We start from the raw sequence: 17145 nt of genomic DNA, 5'->3' as shown, positions 1-17145 counted from the left end.
TGATCAGCGGTTATTACCGAAGATTGCGGGGGTATTTTGCGGTGAATTCGGCGGCTGGCCGGGCGGCGCTGCCCGCCCCGTGGCGCTGGGCGGGCAGGCCGATCACATCGTGCTCAGACCTTGAAGCGGCCGAGCAGGCGGTCCTGCTGGCCGACCTGTTCGACCATCACCGCGCACTGGCGCACCTGTTGCTCGGCGCCGCCGGCCACTTCGTGGCTGATGTCGCGGATGTTGGTGGTGTTGCGGTTGATCTCCTCGGTGGTGGCGCTCTGCTCCTCGGCGGCGGTGGCGATCTGCAGGTTCATGTCGTTGATCCGGGTGATCGCCTCGCGGATGCGCCCGAGCATGTCGTTGGCCGCGCCGGCGTCCTCGGCGGTCTTGCTGGCGGTGTCGCGGCTCTGCTGCATGCGCGCCTCGGCCTGGCGCACGCCGGTCTGCAGCTGGTCGATCATCTGGCGGATTTCCTGGGTCGACTGCTGGGTGCGCGAGGCCAGCGAGCGTACTTCGTCGGCGACCACGGCGAAGCCGCGGCCGGACTCGCCGGCCCGCGCCGCCTCGATGGCGGCGTTGAGGGCGAGCAGGTTGGTCTGGTCGGCGATGCTGGTGATCACCGAGAGGATCGACTCGATGTTCTGGCTGAGCTTGGCCAGCTCGTTGATCGCCTGGCCGGTGTCTTCCATTTCGTCGGCCAGGCGCTTGATCGCCTCGGTGGACTTGGACACCACGCGCACGCCGTTCTCGGTCTCCTCGTTGGCAGCGATGGCAGCCTGGGCCGCGGCCTGGGCGTTGCGCGCCACCTCTTCGGCGGTGGAGGCCATTTCCTGCATGGCGGTGGCCAGCTGGTCGAGTTCCTGCAGCTGTTCCTGCAGGCGCCCGGCGGCCTGGTCGGCCTCGCTGGAGGTCAGCGCGGTGCTGTCGCGGACCTGGTGGGAGCTGCCCATCACCTCGCTGATCAGCGTCTGCAGGCTCTGCAGGAAGCGGTTGAACTCGCGCGAGACCAGGGAGATTTCATCGTTGCCGGTGGCCGGCAGGCGGCGGGTGAGGTCGCCTTCGCCGCTGTTGACCTCCTTGAGCGAGGCGCTGAGATGGTCGAGCGGTTTGAGCAGGCTGTTCATCAGCATGCCGAGCACGATCAGGCTGATGATCACCCCCAGCACGGTGCCGATCACCGCGCGCCAGCTCAGGGCGTCGGCTTCGGCCATGACGATGCTCTTGTCCAGCACCACGCCGATGTACCAGTCCATGCCCTTGAGGTTGGGCAGGGGGGTGAAGGACACCAGCAGATCCTTGTCGCCGCCGCTGATTTCCTGCAGGTCCTTGTTCAGGGCCGGGCTCTTGCCGTCGAACAGGGCGCTGTAGGGCTTGCTGTTCAGCTGGCTGTCGGGGTGGGAAATGATGTTGCCGTTGCGGCTCAGCAGGAAGGCGTAGCCGGCACCGTTGAAGTCCAGGTTGTTGACCGCGTCGGCGATGGTCTTCAGGCGGATGTCGCCGCCGAAGGCGCCGAGGAACTGGCCGGCGTTGCGGATCTGGCCGACCGCGGAGATGAGGATCTCGCCGCTGGTGGAGTCGACGTAGGGCTCGGTCAGCAGGGCCGTGCTGGCCGTCTTGCCGGTGGCGTACCAGGGCCGCTGGCGCCCGTCCCAGTCGGCGGCAGGCTGCCAGTCGTCACTGTTCTTGATCGGCTTGCCGTCGGCCTCGAGGCTGCCGAAGACCAGGATGAACTCGTTCTTCAGCATCGGCGCGTCGACCAGGCGCTGGACTTCTTCGGGGCTGTAGTTGCTGTCGAGGGTGTCGGCCATCAGGTCGATCAGCTTCAGCTTGGCGTTGAGCCAGTTCTCGATCTGCCGCGCCAGGGCGTTGCTCGACTCGGAAATGCTCGCTTCCACCTGGCTGCGCAGGGTGCTGCGGACTTGGTTGACTTGGGCGAGGGACAGTAGGCTGGTGGTGAGGAACAGCACGCCGGCGGCTGCGAGGCCGACCTTGTGGGCGATTTTCATGACATAGCTCCTGCGGCTATCAGGCAATTTATTGTCGTTGTGGCCTCGCGTCCCTGAGTGGCTGTGCGCTACACGATAATGCAGGTCGTGGCGTTGCGCCATTATGGCGACGCCAAAGAAAAAGCTTCTGTCCCATGCCTGTATCGCCGGGGCTGTGGCTGCGCTGAATTGCCCGGTTTTTCGCCGCGGGCAGGGGCGGGTTGGTGGCTTCGCGTGGTGCACCCGGTGTCGGGCTTGCGGCTGCGCTCTGCAGGGGCATGGCCCAAAAAAAGCCCGACACGAGGTCGGGCTTGGTTCGGCCGCTGGGCGCTTAGCCGAGGTGCTGCTGATCCAGCACGATGGCCTGGTCCAGCGTCTCGAGGAAGGCCTTGCGCACTTTCAGCTTGGTGTTCTTGTGCGCGGTCATGTTGATCTTCTTCAACTGCTGGGCGACGGCGACGGCAGTGGCCATCAGCTCCTCGGCCGGCACCACCTTGTCGAGGAAGCCGGCATCCACTGCGTCCTGCGGGTTGAAGATCTCGCCATTGATCACCGAGCGGTGGAAGGCCGACTTGCGCAGGCGGTCACGGGCCAGTTCGATGCCGGCGTGGTGCATGGTCATGCCGATCTGTACTTCGTTCAGGCCGATGTTGAACGGGCCGTCGACGCCGATGCGGTAGTCGGCCGAGAGCAGGATGAAGGCGCCCTTGGCGATGGCGTGGCCCGGGCAGGCGACGATGATCGGGAAGGGGTGGCTGAGCATGCGCCGCGCCAGGGTCGAGCCGGCGGTGACCAGGGCCACGGCGTTCTGCGGGCCGGAGGTCATCACCTTGAGGTCGTAGCCGCCGGAGAGGATGCCCGGCTGGCCGGTGACGATCACCACGGCGCGATCCTGCACGGCCTGGTCCAGGGCGGCATTGAAAGCGGCAATCACGTCCGGGGAGATGGCGTTGACCTTGCCGTTGTTCAGGGTCAGGGTGGCAATGCCGTCTTCGAGTTGGTAGCTGATCAGGTCGCTCATGGCGGGGTTCCTAGTCCTGGAGTGGGCTGAAGTGGCGCTGACGTTACCCAGCGAGGCGGCGCGGGTAAAGCGCTTTGGCTGACCATGCGGTCATCGCCAGCCGTCGGCAGCAGGCTATGGGTACCATCGAGGTTGCCAATTGGCTGCTATACCAGTGGGTGACTTAGGTTAGCCGGCAACCTGAGGAGTGCCCGTCATGCCGCGAATCGCCCATCTATTGCTACCTGCCAGCCTGGTGCTGTGCTTGCCGGGGCTGATGCTGCTGGCCGCCAGCAGCGCCAGCCACAACCCGGCCGGGGTCGTGCAGCTGTTCGTCGGCAGCCTGCTGATCTCCCTGGGATTGCTCCTGTTCGGCCACGAGCGTTTCGCCCCAGCCTAGCCGCAAAACCGCGATCAAACCCAGCGCCCGGCATAAGCGCATGAATCCGCTGAAAAAAACTTTTGCCTTAGGCCGCCTCTTCGGCTACATTAGCGCGCCTCGACAGACCAGACGGTTTGCCGAGACCCGGTGAAGTGTCCGAGCGGTTGAAGGAGCACGCCTGGAAAGTGTGTATACGGGAAACCGTATCGTGGGTTCGAATCCCACCTTCACCGCCAGATAGCTACACATAAAGCCCTGAGAACTAACAAGTTTTCGGGGCTTTTTGCTTTTCGGGTTTCGCTAGTGTCGATGAAGTGTCGAAAATCGGGTTCAGTCGTAGTGCGACCAGAGTGTAAGCGCGCGGCGGGTTTGGCGCATATTCGCGGGATACTTGGCACTGCGCGAGGGAAGCCTTGAGGGCGGGGTTAGCGCGACATTTGGCACTCGCACCACCGAATCTAGCACCCGTATTTGATCTTTCGGTAGCAGATGCTCGGATATACTCGCCAGCCTTCAATAGTCAGGGCTGTCAGTGGTCCATATGAGTTCTTTCGGAGAGTGTGATGCAGGATCGTATCAAGGAGCTGGATCTGGTCAGAGCCGTCGCCATCATCGCGGTGGTGATGATCCATGTGGCGTCGTTCTACCCATGGTTCAGCAAGGACTTCTCCTGGGGCGGATACTACATCTACTACCAGGTGACCAGCTTCGCTGTCCCGACCTTCATTTTACTTTCAGGCCTTCTGCTGAGCATGACCGGTGCAAGGCGGCCATTTAGATACACTGAGTTTCTCCGGGCGCGATTCCTCTACATTTTTTTGCCCTATTGCGCTTGGAGCGCCGCATATTTCGCCTACCGCTGGGACACCCTGAGCCCGCAAATTGCCATGATTGATTTCGTCACCGGGCGCGCTTTCTTTCACCTTTACTTTGTTGTAATCATTATCCAGCTCTACCTGCTGTTCCCCCTATTCCGCCTTGCAGCCCGCAGATTCGAGGCTCACCACCTTCTCGTCGCATTGATTGTCCAGATAGTCGCTATAAAGTCGGCCAGATTTCTGGCACCTGAATTGTTCGCCAAGCTATCGACGACGCTTTTCGTTCATTGGATTTTCTACTTCTACGTCGGCTGCGTGATTGGTACACGCTACGAAGCGTTCAAGAGCTTGGTCGAGAAATACGCCTCAGCCATCATCGGCGTAATGGCTGCAATCAGCGTCTACAAGATCGGCGATTTTTACTACATGACCCAGCTCGCCAAAAAGGCAACATTTTGGGGATACGCACAGGTCCTTACGCCAGAAAATGTACCCTACACGCTAAGCGTGGTTGCGCTTTGCATTTTTTGGGGGCAGCGCTTGCAGCGCCAGGCAACGCTGACAACGATTAAGGTAGTGGCAATCAACTCTTTCGGCGTCTACCTGTGCCACATGTTTTTCTTGCGTTGGCTAAAGAGTTCTTTTGAGGAGTACGCCGTCACATCGAGCAACGCACTGATCCTCTCAGTACTCATAGCCACTTTGATGGTTTCCATAGCGGTTACCACCCTAGTTGGCCGTCTGCCTTATGGCTCGCTTGTTGTTGGCAAACGCGGATAACCAAAGCATCTGAGGGCGGTCAGCCCTCCTGCTCCAGCAGAGGCAAGCGCGCTTTGATCTCAGCGACCTTCGCCAACCAGACGGTGTAATCCGGCTCTGCACCGGTGATAAGCGCATCATGCTCGGCCTCCATCTTGAGCGGATCTGACACTGCGCGGTATGCCAATAAGCGCATGCCGCGTACCTGCTCAGTTGTCAGCGGTACCAGTTTCACCTCGATCCACGCAGGACGGCCGCCTGCACTGCCAAGCTGCTTACCCTCAGGTGGGTTCTTCTTCCAAAAGATATCGACCTTGGCATCGGTCAGCTTCACAGCATCCGCCGGCCAGCTTCCTTTCGACTGGTAGTGAGCCTGCGTCATGTTAATTCCCTTCATCGGTTAGCGGGTTGAGCCGCAAGGCGTCTTGCAGGTGATCCGGAGATAAGTGTGCATATCGCATGGTCATCGTCAGGCTGGAGTGCCCCAGGATCTTTTGCAGGGTAAGGATGTTGCCGCCTCGCATCACAAAGTGACTGGCGAAGGTGTGCCGTAGCACGTGGGTAGCCTGACCAGCCGGCAGCTTGATCGACGTTGTAGCCAGCACCCGACTGAAGGTCAGCATGCAATTGCTGAATAGCCCATGACGCTTGAAGTGGGCTACTAGCTGAGCTGCCAGCGCTTTATCTATCGGAATGCTACGAGTCTTTCTCGACTTGGTATTGGCGAAGGTCACCGCCCCATTACGTACCCGCTCAGGCGTCAGAGCTTGAGCCTCTCCCCAGCGTGCCCCGGTCGAAAGACATACCCTAGCGACTAAGCCGATGCCCGGTGTGGTTTCACGAGCATCCAGAGCTTCCAGCACCTCATTGATTTGCGGAAGCGACAGGAAGGAGAGGGGTCTTTCCTGTAGACGCAGTGGTCTGACCTTGGCTAGCGGGTTGGGGTAGTCGGTATCACCCAGGCGGAACAGCTCGTTGAAAACAGCCTTGAGGTAGCCGAGGCGGTTATTCAGGGTTTTGCCATGCACGCCGGCTTCCAGCTGGAGGCGGCGAGTCTCGCAGTAGGCATTGCCGGTAAACGTCACCGCTACAGGGTCGCCAAGGTCTTTGGCCAGCTTAGCCAGTACCTGTTTGAGGCGAGCGGAATCAGCCAGCGTATGGCCATGCAGATCGTAGTAGCGAGTACACAGCTCAGAGAGCCGGCGCCGATCTTTAGGCTTGGGTGACCATGACGGAGTATCGACAACCTTGGTTCGACAAGTTGCTTCGAAGCGCTGGGCTTCGGCCTTGGTCTTGAATATCTTGCGGAAGCGCTTGCCCTTGATCGGTTCAACATCGACCTTCCAGCGGCCGTCTGGCAGTTGTTCGATGGCCATCAGACAGCCCGTCCCCACCGCACATGCCGTTCCTCCAGCAGATCCTTGATGTGCTTGTACAGGTCGTACTCGCTCATATCCTTGGCGGCATAGTGGTCGCGGATCACCGGCCAGCATTCCCAGGTTTGCAGCCGGTCAAACGCCTTTTTTGCACCCACCTTTTCCCTTGCCAGCAAGCTGACGAAGTTGCCCAGGAACAGCTCGACGTTCTTGCCGGAGAAGCCGCGAGAGGTCTTGTAGTAGCGCTTGTAGGCGGTGTCATCGAGCAGCGAATCGGCAGCGATATCGACCTGCACGTCATCCCTGATCAGCGTCCAGATGGCCTCATAGCGGCCCGGGCGAGCCTGCAGCTTGAATTGCCCCAGGCCATAGCGCCACAGGGCGTCCAAGTGGCCAGAAAACTCAGCAAAGGAGCGGGTTTCGATGGCCTTGCCGGTGTGCACGTCAATCGAGCCGCTGGCGAATTGCTGGATGACGGAGTGGTGATAACGCAGCTCAACGCGCCACACGTCTTGCTCCGGGTTGTAATTGTCCGGGTCTTGGTCGTCGAAGCTGTCACGGCGCTTCCAGACGCTTTCCCAGTAGTCGAGCTTGTCGGTGGCGCGGGCCTGTTCGGTCTTGTTGTAGATGGCGAGCTGGACGCCACCGGCAGAGCCGAACATGGAGGTTTCCCCGCGACCATAGACGCTGCTTTTGGTCGCCCAGTTGATTTCATTGATGCCGGAAATGTCCCGGTGAGTCCTGGCGCGGCAGTGCATGCGCGCTACCAGATCAACCGGAGGCTTCCAGCCCTGGAGGTCTAGCGCCAGATGCACGGCGCACTGGTTGAGTTCCACATGAGTCAGCAGTTCGCCCGCGTAGTAATCCATGCGCTCTTGCAGACGCTCAGGCGACAGGGCGTCGATTGCATGGGGCGAGACTTCGATTTTCAGGTGCGGGCCGATGGCGTCCATCTTGGCGTTGAAGTTCTTCACCAGCAGGACGAAACCCAGGTCGGCGTTCTGCAGCTTGTACTGGTAACCCGAGTCACGCCCAACTCGGCCGGAGTGCCAGCGCTGACCAGCGAAGTCGACCATGACACCCGGGGTCTCGAACAGCGCCATGATTTCCGGGCGGATCATGCCCCGGTAAAGCTGACGTACCGTGTCTACGCCGCAGCGCAGCAGGCGGACTTTCGACAGGTCGGTCATGGTTACCGTGTGACTGTCGAAGAACAGACGGCCGGTTGGCGATTCTTGGAAGTTCTGATCGACTCGCAGTTGGTCTTTAACGCTCATTTCTCATGCTCCAAATAGCTACGAATTGAAACTGTGTAATTGGGTTTATCTGACGTGTTACAGGGACGTCAGGGACGCGTCGCGCGCCCCTGCGTCGCTCTGAACCGAGCCGCTCCGACGGGGCGCGCGACGCGCTTAGTTGCTAAACGGCTTTTCATTGCGAGAGGTGTCCTCAACCACGGTCACCCGCGTAGCACCCGCCTCGAAGGCCTGCTGGGCGGTCTGCCGGGGTTCTTTGCTGGGCGGCGCAATCGTTTCGGCATTGGCCAGGGCTTCGGCCTGGGCCTTGAGGTCTACGCCAGCGCACAGAGCCGTGCCGCGCCACGCATCGCGCTGCAGTTCGACGTAGCACTCGTTGCGAATGACGACCCGGTAACCCAGGGCCTTGAGCTGGGCGGAGGTCTGCCGGAAGCTGAGCCCGGCCTCATCCACCAGATCGAACACCACCACATCCTTGCCCTTTTCGTTGTGGTAGCCGGAGAGCGTGCCCCTGACCTCGAAGGTGCGCCCCTTGAACGGGTGATCTAGCTCAGGAAGGCCATCAGCTTGAGGACGAGAAACAGGCTGAGCAGCCACAGACCCAGGCGCAGGAGGAAGGCTTTGAGCAGGAAGCGCAGTAGCCGCAGCGGCGGTTTGCTCAGGCTTACAGTTAATGCCGCAAGTGAAGATGCGCAGGCCATCGCCAGCGACCAGATAAGCGACAAGGCCGGCAATAAATACCAGGAGCCCCAGAACCTTAGGCGAGCCCAATAGGCTTTTACCCGCTGTCGTGTCGGTGACAACGCCGGTGGCAGTGGAGTCGTAGATGCGGAAGGTGGCGGGCTTGATCTTCTTGAATTCGACGATGGTGCCGTCTGTGCCGGGGCGGTTCTCCTGGGCATCGTGCATGGCCTCTTTGTAGTCGGAGCGAAGGAGGAGTTTGACCGCCGGACCGAGCAAGCCGAGGTTGGCATGCAGGTAGGCCTTTTCGCAGGTCAGACGGATTTCATCGCGGATGTAACGGATGTTCGGGGTGGTCAGGACGATGTCCCAGTTCCAGTGCCGATGGCGCGTCCAGGCATCCAGCCAGCAGGTAGGACGGTCGGCTTCCTTGGCCGCTTCCAGGCCACCGGGGAAGTCGAACTGTTCGAGGTCGCGCTCGCGCCAGGACTTGGGAAAGAGGATCTGCGTTTCATCGAAGATGAGGAACGCGGCACGCGGTGCCCACATGAACCAGCAGCGCATCTTTTCGAGGTCTTCGCTGGATTCCATCGACAGGTTGATCACGTCGAGGGTCTTGGGGGCGTCGGGGAACTCCTGTAGTACCCGATCCAGGGTGAAGCCGCGAATGTTGGTAATGATCACCCGACCGGCCAGGATGGCGGGAATGGCGTCGTCTTGAATGGCGCCGCTGGTCTTGTAGGCCCCGTTCGGCCCGTGATGGATCTTGATGGCCATGATCAGCGCCCAATGAACGGGATGAAGCGCATGACCATGCGGGTGGGGATGGCGGCCAGAATGATGGTCAGCGCCTGCGGCACGCCGAAGAAGTCGAGGGTGGCACGCATGTCGCTGGGAATGGAGTTGTAGGCACTCTGCGCCGCCTGGGTAACGCCCAGGTCGGCACTGATATCGCCGACCACTTCGGCCGCCACGTCGACCAGAAAAATGGTGCCCTGGATGAAGGCGTAGATCGAGGCCTTGGTCATGACCACGAAGCACTCTTTGACGAACTCGTAGATGCCGATAGCGAGCCAGTCCCAGGCGTACTGGAGGAATTGGTTGATGCTGTCGAAGAAGTCGGTGATGAAGCTGAAATCCATGGCTGGCCTCACTCTTTAACGAAGACGATGAACACCGCGATCAGAGCGGCGACGAACAGCAGGACGTAACGGATGCCCACCAGCTGATCGCTGTAGTCATCCACGCAGATACGGGCCAGCTCGGTGATTTCGCACGGCAGGGAGCCGCCACCGCCGTTGATGAACCAGCTATTCACCGAGTTGAAGTGCGAGGCCATGCCCTGCGTTTTGGTCTTGAGCTGTTCCTTGGCGGCGTCGATCTTGTCGTCCCACTCATCGAGGTCGAAGCTGCCTTTCTCGTTCGGCTCTTTGAGGCCTTCGACGGACTCGGTGTCCTCGCCGAGCTGGTCACTGATGGTGTCCAGGCGGTCGCCCAGGTAGTCCTGCATATCGAGGATGGCTTTGTTGGTCGCCGGATCACTGGTGCCCTGGGAACCACCGCCGACAGTGACGGAGCCCGGGGCCTGTTCATCGTTGGTGTCGTCACCGTCTGCGTTGCCGCCGTTGTTGGGGTGGTCGGCAGAGGTGTCGGAAATCTGTTCGCCCGTTTGCGGGTTGATGCAGACGTAAACGCCGTTGCTGTAGGTGCACTTGCGCGAGGAGGTGTCAGGCACGCACATGAACTCGCCGTTCACGGTGCCGCAGGTGTCGTCGGCGGAGTAGCAATAGGCCTGGCCATCCATGGAGCCACAGTTAGGCTGTTCCGGGTCCTGGCAGAAGGTATGCACGCCCATGGAGGTGCAACCATCATCCTGATCCATCACATCTTCGTCGGCGACTTCCGGGGCTTCGCCAGCGGCCATCGGGTCACCGGTGGCGGCGTACTGGGCGACGCAATAGGAGTTGGACGGGTCTTCGGAATTGAGAAAGCCCGAGCTATTTCCGCCGGGAGAGGGGATGTACTCGCAGCCGTTGTAGGAGACCGCCCGAGGGGTGGAGTAGGTGCCGCCAGCCGTATAGGAGCAGGACACGGTGAAGGTCTGCGTGTCGCCGGCATCGCAGGTCGGATTAGGATCACAAGCACCCGTTAATGCATTGTAAGTAGAGTTGGCGGGGCAAGAATCGCCATAGCGCCTAATGTCGCTAAGGAAAACCTGGGAATTATCAGGCCGAACGAAATAGCACTTATAAAGAGTATCTGAAGATTTGACGGTCTTTGGCGTTACAGTAGTTGAGCCAGTCAAAGCGACACGGGCTTCACATGCCGTAGCAAAATCAGGAAACTGACCAAGTTGCGCTTGATAGCCGGAAACTTCCCAGTAGTAATCAGCGGAATAAGCTGGCTGGAATAGAAAGGCAGCTAAAAGAAAAACGATTGTTTGGCACTGTCGCATACACAAAAAAGGGGCCTCTCGGCCCCCTCCCTCACAGATACTCGGCGGAACGGAGGCCCTGGACGAAGGCGCCTGCGCACAGAACGCCGAGTAGCAGTGACCAGATCATGGCGGTCAGATCTTCTTCACGACCGCGATGATCACGCCGACCACCACCAGACCGGCGACAACGGCAATCACGGCAGTTCCAACGGTGCCGCCGTCATCACCCGCAGCGTTCACCGCGGTGACGGCACCGGCCACATCGACAGCGGCAAAGGCGCTATTGGCGGACGCGAAGCCGACAGCGGCGATGGAGGCATTGCGCAGGGCAGCGCCCGGAGCGGTGAACAGAGCTTTGAGTTTTTGCATGGGTGTTACCTCTTGAGTTTGCGGAGTTGGGAAATGACGAGCCCCACGCCGAAGCCGATGGCAAACAGAGTGAGGGTTCCGCCGAAACCGATCTGGAACAGCTCGGCGGAGAAGCCGCCCTGGATCAAAAGGTCGAGTTGGCCTTCGGCTTCCGGGGGCAGCACATAGCCTTGAATCCACTCAAACGAGCTGCAGGACGCGGAGTTGTCCGTGTTGGTCGTCCAGGCGCGGCACACTTGAATGAACTCGGTGGCCATGTTTAAGCGGCCTCCTGCGGGTCAGCAGGGGCCGACGATTCGAGACAGTCAGGGCAAACCGTGAAGTGCGGAGCGCGGCGCAGATCCGCGAGCAGGTCAGCTTGCGGCGCGGGCTGATGGTGCAGTTGGCCCATGTCGCAGTTGCAGCGGTCACAGATCACGCGGTCACGTAGCAGCACGGTCGGCCCCTCCTGTTAGGCCTTGGCCGGTTCGGCAGGCTTGGCAGACGGGTTGGGCTGCTGCGGGCTGGCCTGGGTGGTGGCCTTGGGTTTCACCGACTCGATGTGCAGGGCGAGATTTTTGCCCTTGTTCTGGCCGCCACGGGCCACGTCGAAGGTGATGCGGACCAGTTCCAGGGGCGAGAACTTGGCACCGGCTGCGAAAATTTCTTCGGCGGCATCGTCGTCGGCCGCCATGCCGATGATGGACAGACCGTGTTCGGTTTTGCCGTCCGGCTCATCGCCGTAGAAGACCTTGATGTATTTGACGCCGCCCTCACCGTCGAAACGCTGAGTGCCAAGAAATGCAACTTCCATAGTCGAACGTGCCATCGGTATTACCTCGCTTGAATGCGCTGAATTGCGCGGTTTTGCCTTTCAGCAGGCCGAGCGAGCCCGAGCAGGTGAATTGTCAAAATTCGCCCTACTGGTTTTCTCGACTTGCCGGGGGTTCTAGTTCGCGCCCGTTTCGCGGGCCTTTACTGCGTTAACACCAAGGGCCTCGCCCTTGTCATCCCGTTTCGCCTCCGGCGTCCGCGACTGGCGAACCAGTCCCGGACGCCGGAGGCGATGAGTTGTCAGGTGGATCGGTCGACGCCGCGCAGGACTCGACCACCGATTGCATGGAGTGGCTGAAAGTCGACTCGATCAAGTCGGCCACCTCTACCAGTTGCCAGGTGCTCAGGACGGTGCCGAGGGCAATACCGATCACGATGGGTATCGACCATTCGCCCATGAGCGCGATCAGGCAGCGGGCCAGGTAGAAAGACCGGCTCATTGGCTTACGTCCTGATCGTCGCTTGGCTCTTGGAACTGAAGGGCCAGCCTTGCCAGTTCGGAGCAGGCATTGCAGCCGCAGAAGTCGCCGCCACACTTGGAGCAACTTTCACGGCATTGGTGACGGTCAGCGGTGTAGGGCTCGACGTGGCCGCAGTCCTGACACAGCACGTAACCATCGGTTAGCTCAGAGGCAGCGCTCATGAGTTCAGTTCTCCAGCTCGAAGGGTTCCCACACCGGCACGAAGGGCGTTGGTTTGACCGTGGTGAAGCACTCGCGCCAGTACTGCGGCGGGCGCAGGCTGGGCGTGTGTTTCGCGCAGGTGAAAGCCGGGGTGATCTGCCAGCGACCATTTACCTTGTGCGCTGATGCGGGGCGGCAGTGGGCGCAGGGTGTGGACTGGCAGAGAGCGGGCTTGGCCGTTTCGCGCTTTGACCAGCACACAGAGCAGTCGCAGGCCAGGGCGTGGGGTAGCTGTAGATACTTGTTGAGGCTCATTGGCAGCTACCTCCAGCGCGAAGCTCTGTTCAAGGCGCACGATCAGCTCGGCATTCAGGGAGCGGCGTGCAGCTTCGGCAGACTGTTCGACAAGGGCGCGGAGGGCAGGGGGCATGCGCAGTTTGAACTGCTGGTGGTCGCGGCTCATGCAGTCCACTCCTGTTCCAGCAGCCAAGAGCGGAGCAGGGCGCTGTTCACCATGCGGCGCTTGCCCACCTTGATCGTTGGAATGATTGCCTTCATTGCCCAGGCACGTGCTACCCCATAGGCAATTCCGTTGCGTTCGGCCCAGCTTTCGATGGTCTCAACGTCGCGCTGCAAGGTATGCAGCTTTGCTGGGTCAAGCTCTTCCAGTTCCATGCTCGTTCCGTCACTATCTGTGTCATTGCATACGGATTGACCCTATCTGTTTTGACTAGAGTCGAAACGAATAATATTCAGGTAGAGTCAAATTGGATAGAGCTTATTTAGATCAACCTGTAATGATAAAAGAACGCGTTATATCCGTACTCAAGCACAGCGGCTTAAAGCTTCCGCAGCTCGAAGAGTTGACTGGGATCAGCCGCTATACCTGGAGCAATCTGAAAAATCCGGCGAAGGCACGAGAGATCAAGGCAGAGGAAATTGAGGCAGTAGTGAAGCTCTATCCTCAGTTCGCGCTTTGGATCGTCAGTGGCAATGTGCATCCAGATTGTGGGCAAGTAAGTCCTGAGTACGAGACGGCGAATTCAAACTTGCCCAGTCAAAACGCGGGATAGCGATTACTCAAGAAGTAGCTAGGCGCTGGTACGCCCGTAGAGACAGGAAGCGAGATTGATGACAGGGACGAAGCCTCAACGGGAATACCTAGTTCCCACGCACATGGACTCTGACTCAGGCGCTGAGTCAGTTCTACCGAACCATCTCTATCAGAGTGCAAGCGATGCGACTTGTGGATAAAGATCGGCCAAAAGAAAACTTCAAAGAATTCACCGTCGATGCCGCTCTCCTGAGAGAGCTTGGTGAACGATTAGTAGGCAAACCCTACGTTGCCTTGTCTGAGCTGGTGAAGAACAGCTATGACGCAGATGCAACGGAGGTCAAGATTCTCTTTGGGGAAGACAGCATTACCGTTTCGGATAACGGGACGGGGATGAGTCCATCCGATTTCGTCGATCACTGGTTACGTGTAGGCACCATACACAAGCAAACCAATACGATTACTCCTCGAGGCCGAATCGTTACTGGATCGAAAGGTATCGGGCGCCTATCCGTTCAGTTTTTGGGGGAACAGCTAGAACTGGAATCCAAGAAGAAAGGAGAGCGCTACTTCGAGGCAGTAGTGGATTGGCCTGAAAACATAGGCGCAGGCGACCTCATACAAGCTGGTGCATATGTATTCCCGAGTGATTCAAGGAAGCCAATAAACGGAAGATTCGTAACTGGGACTTCCGTCACCATTCGAGGCTTGAAGCAACAATGGGGCAAGGCAGAGTTAAGAGAACTGGCAAGAGAGCTTTGGTTCTTGCAGCCCCCTGAGATGCTTTTGAAGTCACTCGACCAAAAAGACAAATTCAAGATCACCCTCAAGGGTGTTGCAGATGATGAAGAAAGAAGTTTTTCCGATCAAATGCATCAAGCTTTCGAGAATTGGATTGCTGTCATAGAGGGTGAGCTCAAAGACGGCAGCAAAGGCGAGGGAAGCAAGGTAAAAGTCACCTTCAAGAATGGTGATGAGTACAATGCATCGTACAAACAAAATACTTCTCTTCTCGACAGTGCTCGCTTCAAGATATACGTATTCAAGCTGTCAGGAAAACAGACGGGAGGCATTGAAGTAACAGCGGCGCGGAAGTATTTCAGGAAGCATGGTGGAATTCATGTGTATGATAATAACTTCCGCCTTCCATTCTATGGGGGCGAAGAACAAGATTGGTTAGGCCTTGAGTATGACCATTCTCATCGACTAAATCGTTCTGAGTTATTGCCGCCTGAATTTCAAGTTCCCAGCGGTCTTAATGACTTACCAACCAACGGTCGCATATTCGGCTTAGTACAAATCTCCACCTCTCATGAGCGTAAAGTTGCTGCTCAAGCGCAGCTTAGAAGGGGCAACTATCTCAATGTGCAAGTCACTCGCGATAGGCTAATTGACAACGATGCCTTCAAGCAGCTGGTCAATACAGTTAGATGGGCGCTGGACTTCTATGCAATGCGCTCTTTCGAGAGAAGGCAGAAAGAGAAGCTATCCAAGCGGCTAGAGATCCCTGAAACGGAGACCAAGTCGACGGAGATCCAAGAGCAGCTCTTTCAAATATCCTTGAGTGCACCCGCACAGGTAGCCAAGCAGATAGAGAAAGTCTCTGAGAACTTAAGAGAGCTCAGAGAGCTGGAAGATCAGCGAAAGAGTGCAATCAATGCAGAGCGAGTTCTACTGGCTGCGTTAGCTACTACAGGTATGGCTGCGTTGGCAATGGAGCATGAGCTGCAGAAGGAGCTCGTCGTCCTGTATGGCATCAAGGATCAACTCAAATCGAAGCGAGGCGCTTTGAACGAGGCCAAGATCATCGAGGCTTTGGATAACTGGGCAGAGCGAACGACAAGGGCAAGAAAACTATTCTCGCCGCTCATGAACGAGTATGACCGAGAAAAAAGAAACAAGTACAAGGCCAGGAAAGTCATTGATCAGATCGTGAAGAATTCCGAAGCCGTCATGCGCGACGTCAGCGTCGAAGTGGACATTGCTTCCGATCTTCAGTTGCCAGAAGCGACCTTTGCCGGGTGGAATGCGATCTTTCAGAACGTCTTGATCAACGCCGTAAATGCGATGATCAATTCGAAAGTTAGAAAAATTCATTGCTCTAGTGAATTCGACGACGGAGAGCATGCCATTTACGTTCAAGATACTGGCGCAGGCGTTCGACTGCATGACAGTTCCGACCTTTTCAAACCATTCGTACGTCGCCTCGAGATACCCGAAGAAAGAAAGAGCTTGGGCTTGGGCGGCATGGGCATTGGGCTGACCATCGTCAAGATGGTGGCCGATTCTTTGGGCTGCGAGGTTTCATTCGTAGAGCCCACTCCCCCTTTCAAAACAGCTTTCAAGATTTCATGGAGCGACCAGTGAAAATATTGATATTGGATGACGATCAAGCGCGTGCAGAGGATTGGAAGCAAGAGATAAGCAAGAGCTTGGGTGGTGGCGCTAACATAGTTGTGTACGATAACAAAAATGTGGGTCGTGTTATCTCAGAGCTCCATGAAAAAAGGTTGAGTGCTCGAGAGGGTAGTTATCAAACGGTAGTAGAACTTGATGAAGTCGACTTACTTATCGTGGATTATGATCTGCTCCGCCTGGATACCGATGGGCGTTCTGCTTGGTCAACGGGCGCTGAAGTCGCCTATGCAGCAAGATTGATGTCGAAGGTCGGGCCAATCGTTGTCGTCAATCAGTACGGAACGAACTCTTTCGATCTAACCATGCGTAGAACTTCTCCTTCCTATGCCGATTTGGATTTAGGCAGCAAGCACATCACGAGCACGGAGCTTTGGAAGGATGGTGACTTCGAAGACTTCAGGCCCTGGCATTGGCCAAATCTTCTCAGGGAGCCTTCACGATTCAACGATCTTTCAGCCTTCGTACTTGAGAACCTAGATAACTCAGTAGTGGAGGTTCTCGGTTTGGAGCTGTCCGACTTTGACTCTCCTCGCTATGTTTCGCCTGAACTACTTGCAAGGTTGGGTTTGAGCCGTAAAGGCGGCATGACATTCAGACAGCTTCTCGTAGGCACCCAGAAAGAAGACGGTAAGCACCAGCCCAATCCGATAAGCGTATTTAATATACTTGAGAAAGACGCTGAATTGGTCAAGGACATGCCTTCGGGCGTCCTATCTCGTTTAGGAGCCGCCGTTCTTAGTCATTGGGTTGAACGACTGATCCTTCCAAATCAGGAGTTGATAGCAGATGCTCCTCATCTGGCTTATCAGTATCCATGGATCCTAGAGAATCATGAAAGTACAGACGCATGGAAAGGGTTGGCAAGACTGGATGAAGTGGTTGGACTCACACCTGTCATTGAAAATTACAGAGTTCATCCTACGTGCTTAGTCAGTCGTGCTGCTTACTGGGCGGGACAAGTGAAACGAGAGATCGATGTGCCAGAGGAATTTTCCATGGCAAACGTTCCTGATCTCGCATTCTGCGAAGACACATCATCCTTCAAAGATAAAAGTGAATGCAAATCCTTCCCGAGTGATCTCCAAACATTCGATAGGGAGCGCTGGGTGTCTGACGACTTGTCGGCTGGTGGAGAGAAAGTCAATTACGAACCGCAAGCATATTTGCTGATGTGATTTTGGGG

The 17145-nt window shown here is 57.7% G+C and carries 19 protein-coding genes, 1 tRNA gene and 2 pseudogenes; 6 read left to right on the top strand and 16 right to left on the bottom strand.

All coding sequences use genetic code 11. The annotated features are described in order from the left end of the window. Positions 1-113: 113 nt before the first annotated feature. The 3 genes and pseudogenes from F3I62_RS20595 to F3I62_RS16760 all read right to left on the bottom strand — a co-directional run bounded on the left by F3I62_RS20595 (position 114) and on the right by F3I62_RS16760 (position 2997). Positions 114-941, bottom strand: coding sequence for a methyl-accepting chemotaxis protein (locus F3I62_RS20595; RefSeq protein ID WP_372240148.1), 828 nt, complete (start codon positions 939-941; stop codon positions 114-116). Positions 942-971: 30 nt separating this feature from the next. Beyond that, positions 972-1997: pseudogene (locus F3I62_RS20590) on the bottom strand (cache and HAMP domain-containing protein); the annotation flags it as partial. 310 nt (positions 1998-2307) lie between these two features. Then, positions 2308-2997, bottom strand: a complete 690-nt coding sequence (locus F3I62_RS16760) for a crotonase/enoyl-CoA hydratase family protein (RefSeq protein ID WP_160490775.1) — start codon at positions 2995-2997, stop codon at positions 2308-2310. A 196-nt stretch (positions 2998-3193) separates the two neighbouring features. On the opposite strand from F3I62_RS16760, the gene F3I62_RS16755 reads away from it, so the two are divergent. From F3I62_RS16755 to F3I62_RS16745, 3 genes are all read left to right on the top strand, one after another. Continuing rightward, a complete protein-coding gene (locus tag F3I62_RS16755; protein WP_160490774.1) occupies positions 3194-3376 on the top strand; it encodes a hypothetical protein in 183 nt (60 codons plus the stop codon). Positions 3377-3504: 128 nt separating this feature from the next. Further along, a tRNA-Ser gene (locus tag F3I62_RS16750) sits at positions 3505-3594 on the top strand. 327 nt (positions 3595-3921) lie between these two features. Next, positions 3922-4956: an acyltransferase gene (locus F3I62_RS16745; RefSeq protein WP_160490773.1), complete on the top strand. Its 1035-nt coding sequence runs from the start codon at positions 3922-3924 to the stop codon at positions 4954-4956. 19 nt (positions 4957-4975) lie between these two features. Here F3I62_RS16745 and F3I62_RS20585 read toward each other — a convergent pair whose 3' ends face one another. The 13 genes and pseudogenes from F3I62_RS20585 to F3I62_RS16690 all read right to left on the bottom strand — a co-directional run bounded on the left by F3I62_RS20585 (position 4976) and on the right by F3I62_RS16690 (position 13165). Further along, a complete protein-coding gene (locus tag F3I62_RS20585) occupies positions 4976-5317 on the bottom strand; it encodes a hypothetical protein (protein WP_178122523.1) in 342 nt (113 codons plus the stop codon). A 1-nt stretch (position 5318) separates the two neighbouring features. Next, positions 5319-6311 (bottom strand): tyrosine-type recombinase/integrase, encoded by a 993-nt coding sequence (locus F3I62_RS16740; RefSeq protein WP_160490772.1) that lies wholly within the window; start codon positions 6309-6311, stop codon positions 5319-5321. Further along, positions 6311-7588, bottom strand: a complete 1278-nt coding sequence (locus F3I62_RS16735; RefSeq protein ID WP_160490771.1) for a hypothetical protein — start codon at positions 7586-7588, stop codon at positions 6311-6313. Before F3I62_RS16735 ends, F3I62_RS16740 begins: the two co-directional genes overlap by 1 nt. A 135-nt stretch (positions 7589-7723) precedes the next feature. Next, the gene (locus F3I62_RS16730) at positions 7724-9025 is read right to left on the bottom strand and encodes a zonular occludens toxin domain-containing protein (protein ID WP_160490770.1); all 1302 of its coding nucleotides are present in this window, start codon (positions 9023-9025) and stop codon (positions 7724-7726) included. A 2-nt stretch (positions 9026-9027) separates the two neighbouring features. Beyond that, positions 9028-9390 carry a DUF2523 family protein gene (locus F3I62_RS16725; protein WP_160490769.1) on the bottom strand — a complete coding sequence of 121 codons (363 nt, stop codon included), beginning with the start codon at positions 9388-9390 and terminating at the stop codon, positions 9028-9030. Positions 9391-9398: 8 nt separating this feature from the next. Continuing rightward, positions 9399-10340, bottom strand: coding sequence for a hypothetical protein (locus F3I62_RS16720; RefSeq protein ID WP_160490768.1), 942 nt, complete (start codon positions 10338-10340; stop codon positions 9399-9401). A 477-nt stretch (positions 10341-10817) separates the two neighbouring features. Then, positions 10818-11054 carry a major capsid protein gene (locus F3I62_RS16715; protein ID WP_160490767.1) on the bottom strand — a complete coding sequence of 79 codons (237 nt, stop codon included), beginning with the start codon at positions 11052-11054 and terminating at the stop codon, positions 10818-10820. A 5-nt stretch (positions 11055-11059) separates the two neighbouring features. Continuing rightward, positions 11060-11311: a hypothetical protein gene (locus F3I62_RS16710; protein WP_160490766.1), complete on the bottom strand. Its 252-nt coding sequence runs from the start codon at positions 11309-11311 to the stop codon at positions 11060-11062. Positions 11312-11505: 194 nt separating this feature from the next. After that, entirely contained in the window at positions 11506-11862 is a 357-nt protein-coding gene (locus F3I62_RS16705) for a hypothetical protein (RefSeq protein WP_160490765.1), read from the bottom strand. Between the two features lie 178 nt (positions 11863-12040). Further along, positions 12041-12307 (bottom strand): hypothetical protein, encoded by a 267-nt coding sequence (locus F3I62_RS16700; protein ID WP_160490764.1) that lies wholly within the window; start codon positions 12305-12307, stop codon positions 12041-12043. A gap of 207 nt (positions 12308-12514) precedes the next feature. Continuing rightward, positions 12515-12805, bottom strand: a complete 291-nt coding sequence (locus tag F3I62_RS20345) for a DUF5447 family protein (protein ID WP_256667800.1) — start codon at positions 12803-12805, stop codon at positions 12515-12517. A 22-nt stretch (positions 12806-12827) separates the two neighbouring features. Continuing rightward, positions 12828-12953 (bottom strand): annotated as a pseudogene (locus F3I62_RS20340) (Arc family DNA-binding protein); the annotation flags it as partial. Further along, positions 12950-13165 carry a DNA-binding protein gene (locus F3I62_RS16690; RefSeq protein ID WP_160490762.1) on the bottom strand — a complete coding sequence of 72 codons (216 nt, stop codon included), beginning with the start codon at positions 13163-13165 and terminating at the stop codon, positions 12950-12952. The pseudogene F3I62_RS20340 and the gene F3I62_RS16690, both read right to left, overlap by 4 nt. Positions 13166-13257: 92 nt before the next feature. On the opposite strand from F3I62_RS16690, the gene F3I62_RS16685 reads away from it, so the two are divergent. From F3I62_RS16685 to F3I62_RS16675, 3 genes are all read left to right on the top strand, one after another. Then, a complete protein-coding gene (locus tag F3I62_RS16685; protein WP_256667795.1) occupies positions 13258-13563 on the top strand; it encodes a helix-turn-helix transcriptional regulator in 306 nt (101 codons plus the stop codon). Between the two features lie 164 nt (positions 13564-13727). After that, positions 13728-15911, top strand: a complete 2184-nt coding sequence (locus F3I62_RS16680) for an ATP-binding protein (RefSeq protein WP_160490761.1) — start codon at positions 13728-13730, stop codon at positions 15909-15911. Beyond that, the gene (locus F3I62_RS16675; RefSeq protein WP_160490760.1) at positions 15908-17137 is read left to right on the top strand and encodes a hypothetical protein; all 1230 of its coding nucleotides are present in this window, start codon (positions 15908-15910) and stop codon (positions 17135-17137) included. The genes F3I62_RS16680 and F3I62_RS16675 overlap by 4 nt, the downstream gene beginning before the upstream one ends. Positions 17138-17145 lie beyond the last annotated feature (8 nt).

Origin of the sequence: Pseudomonas sp. R-28-1W-6 (assembly GCF_009799925.1) — a bacterium.
Classification (GTDB): Bacteria; Pseudomonadota; Gammaproteobacteria; order Pseudomonadales; family Pseudomonadaceae; genus Aquipseudomonas.
Note: the sequence above shows the minus strand (reverse complement) of the source record. Positions and strands in the feature narration are given on the sequence as shown.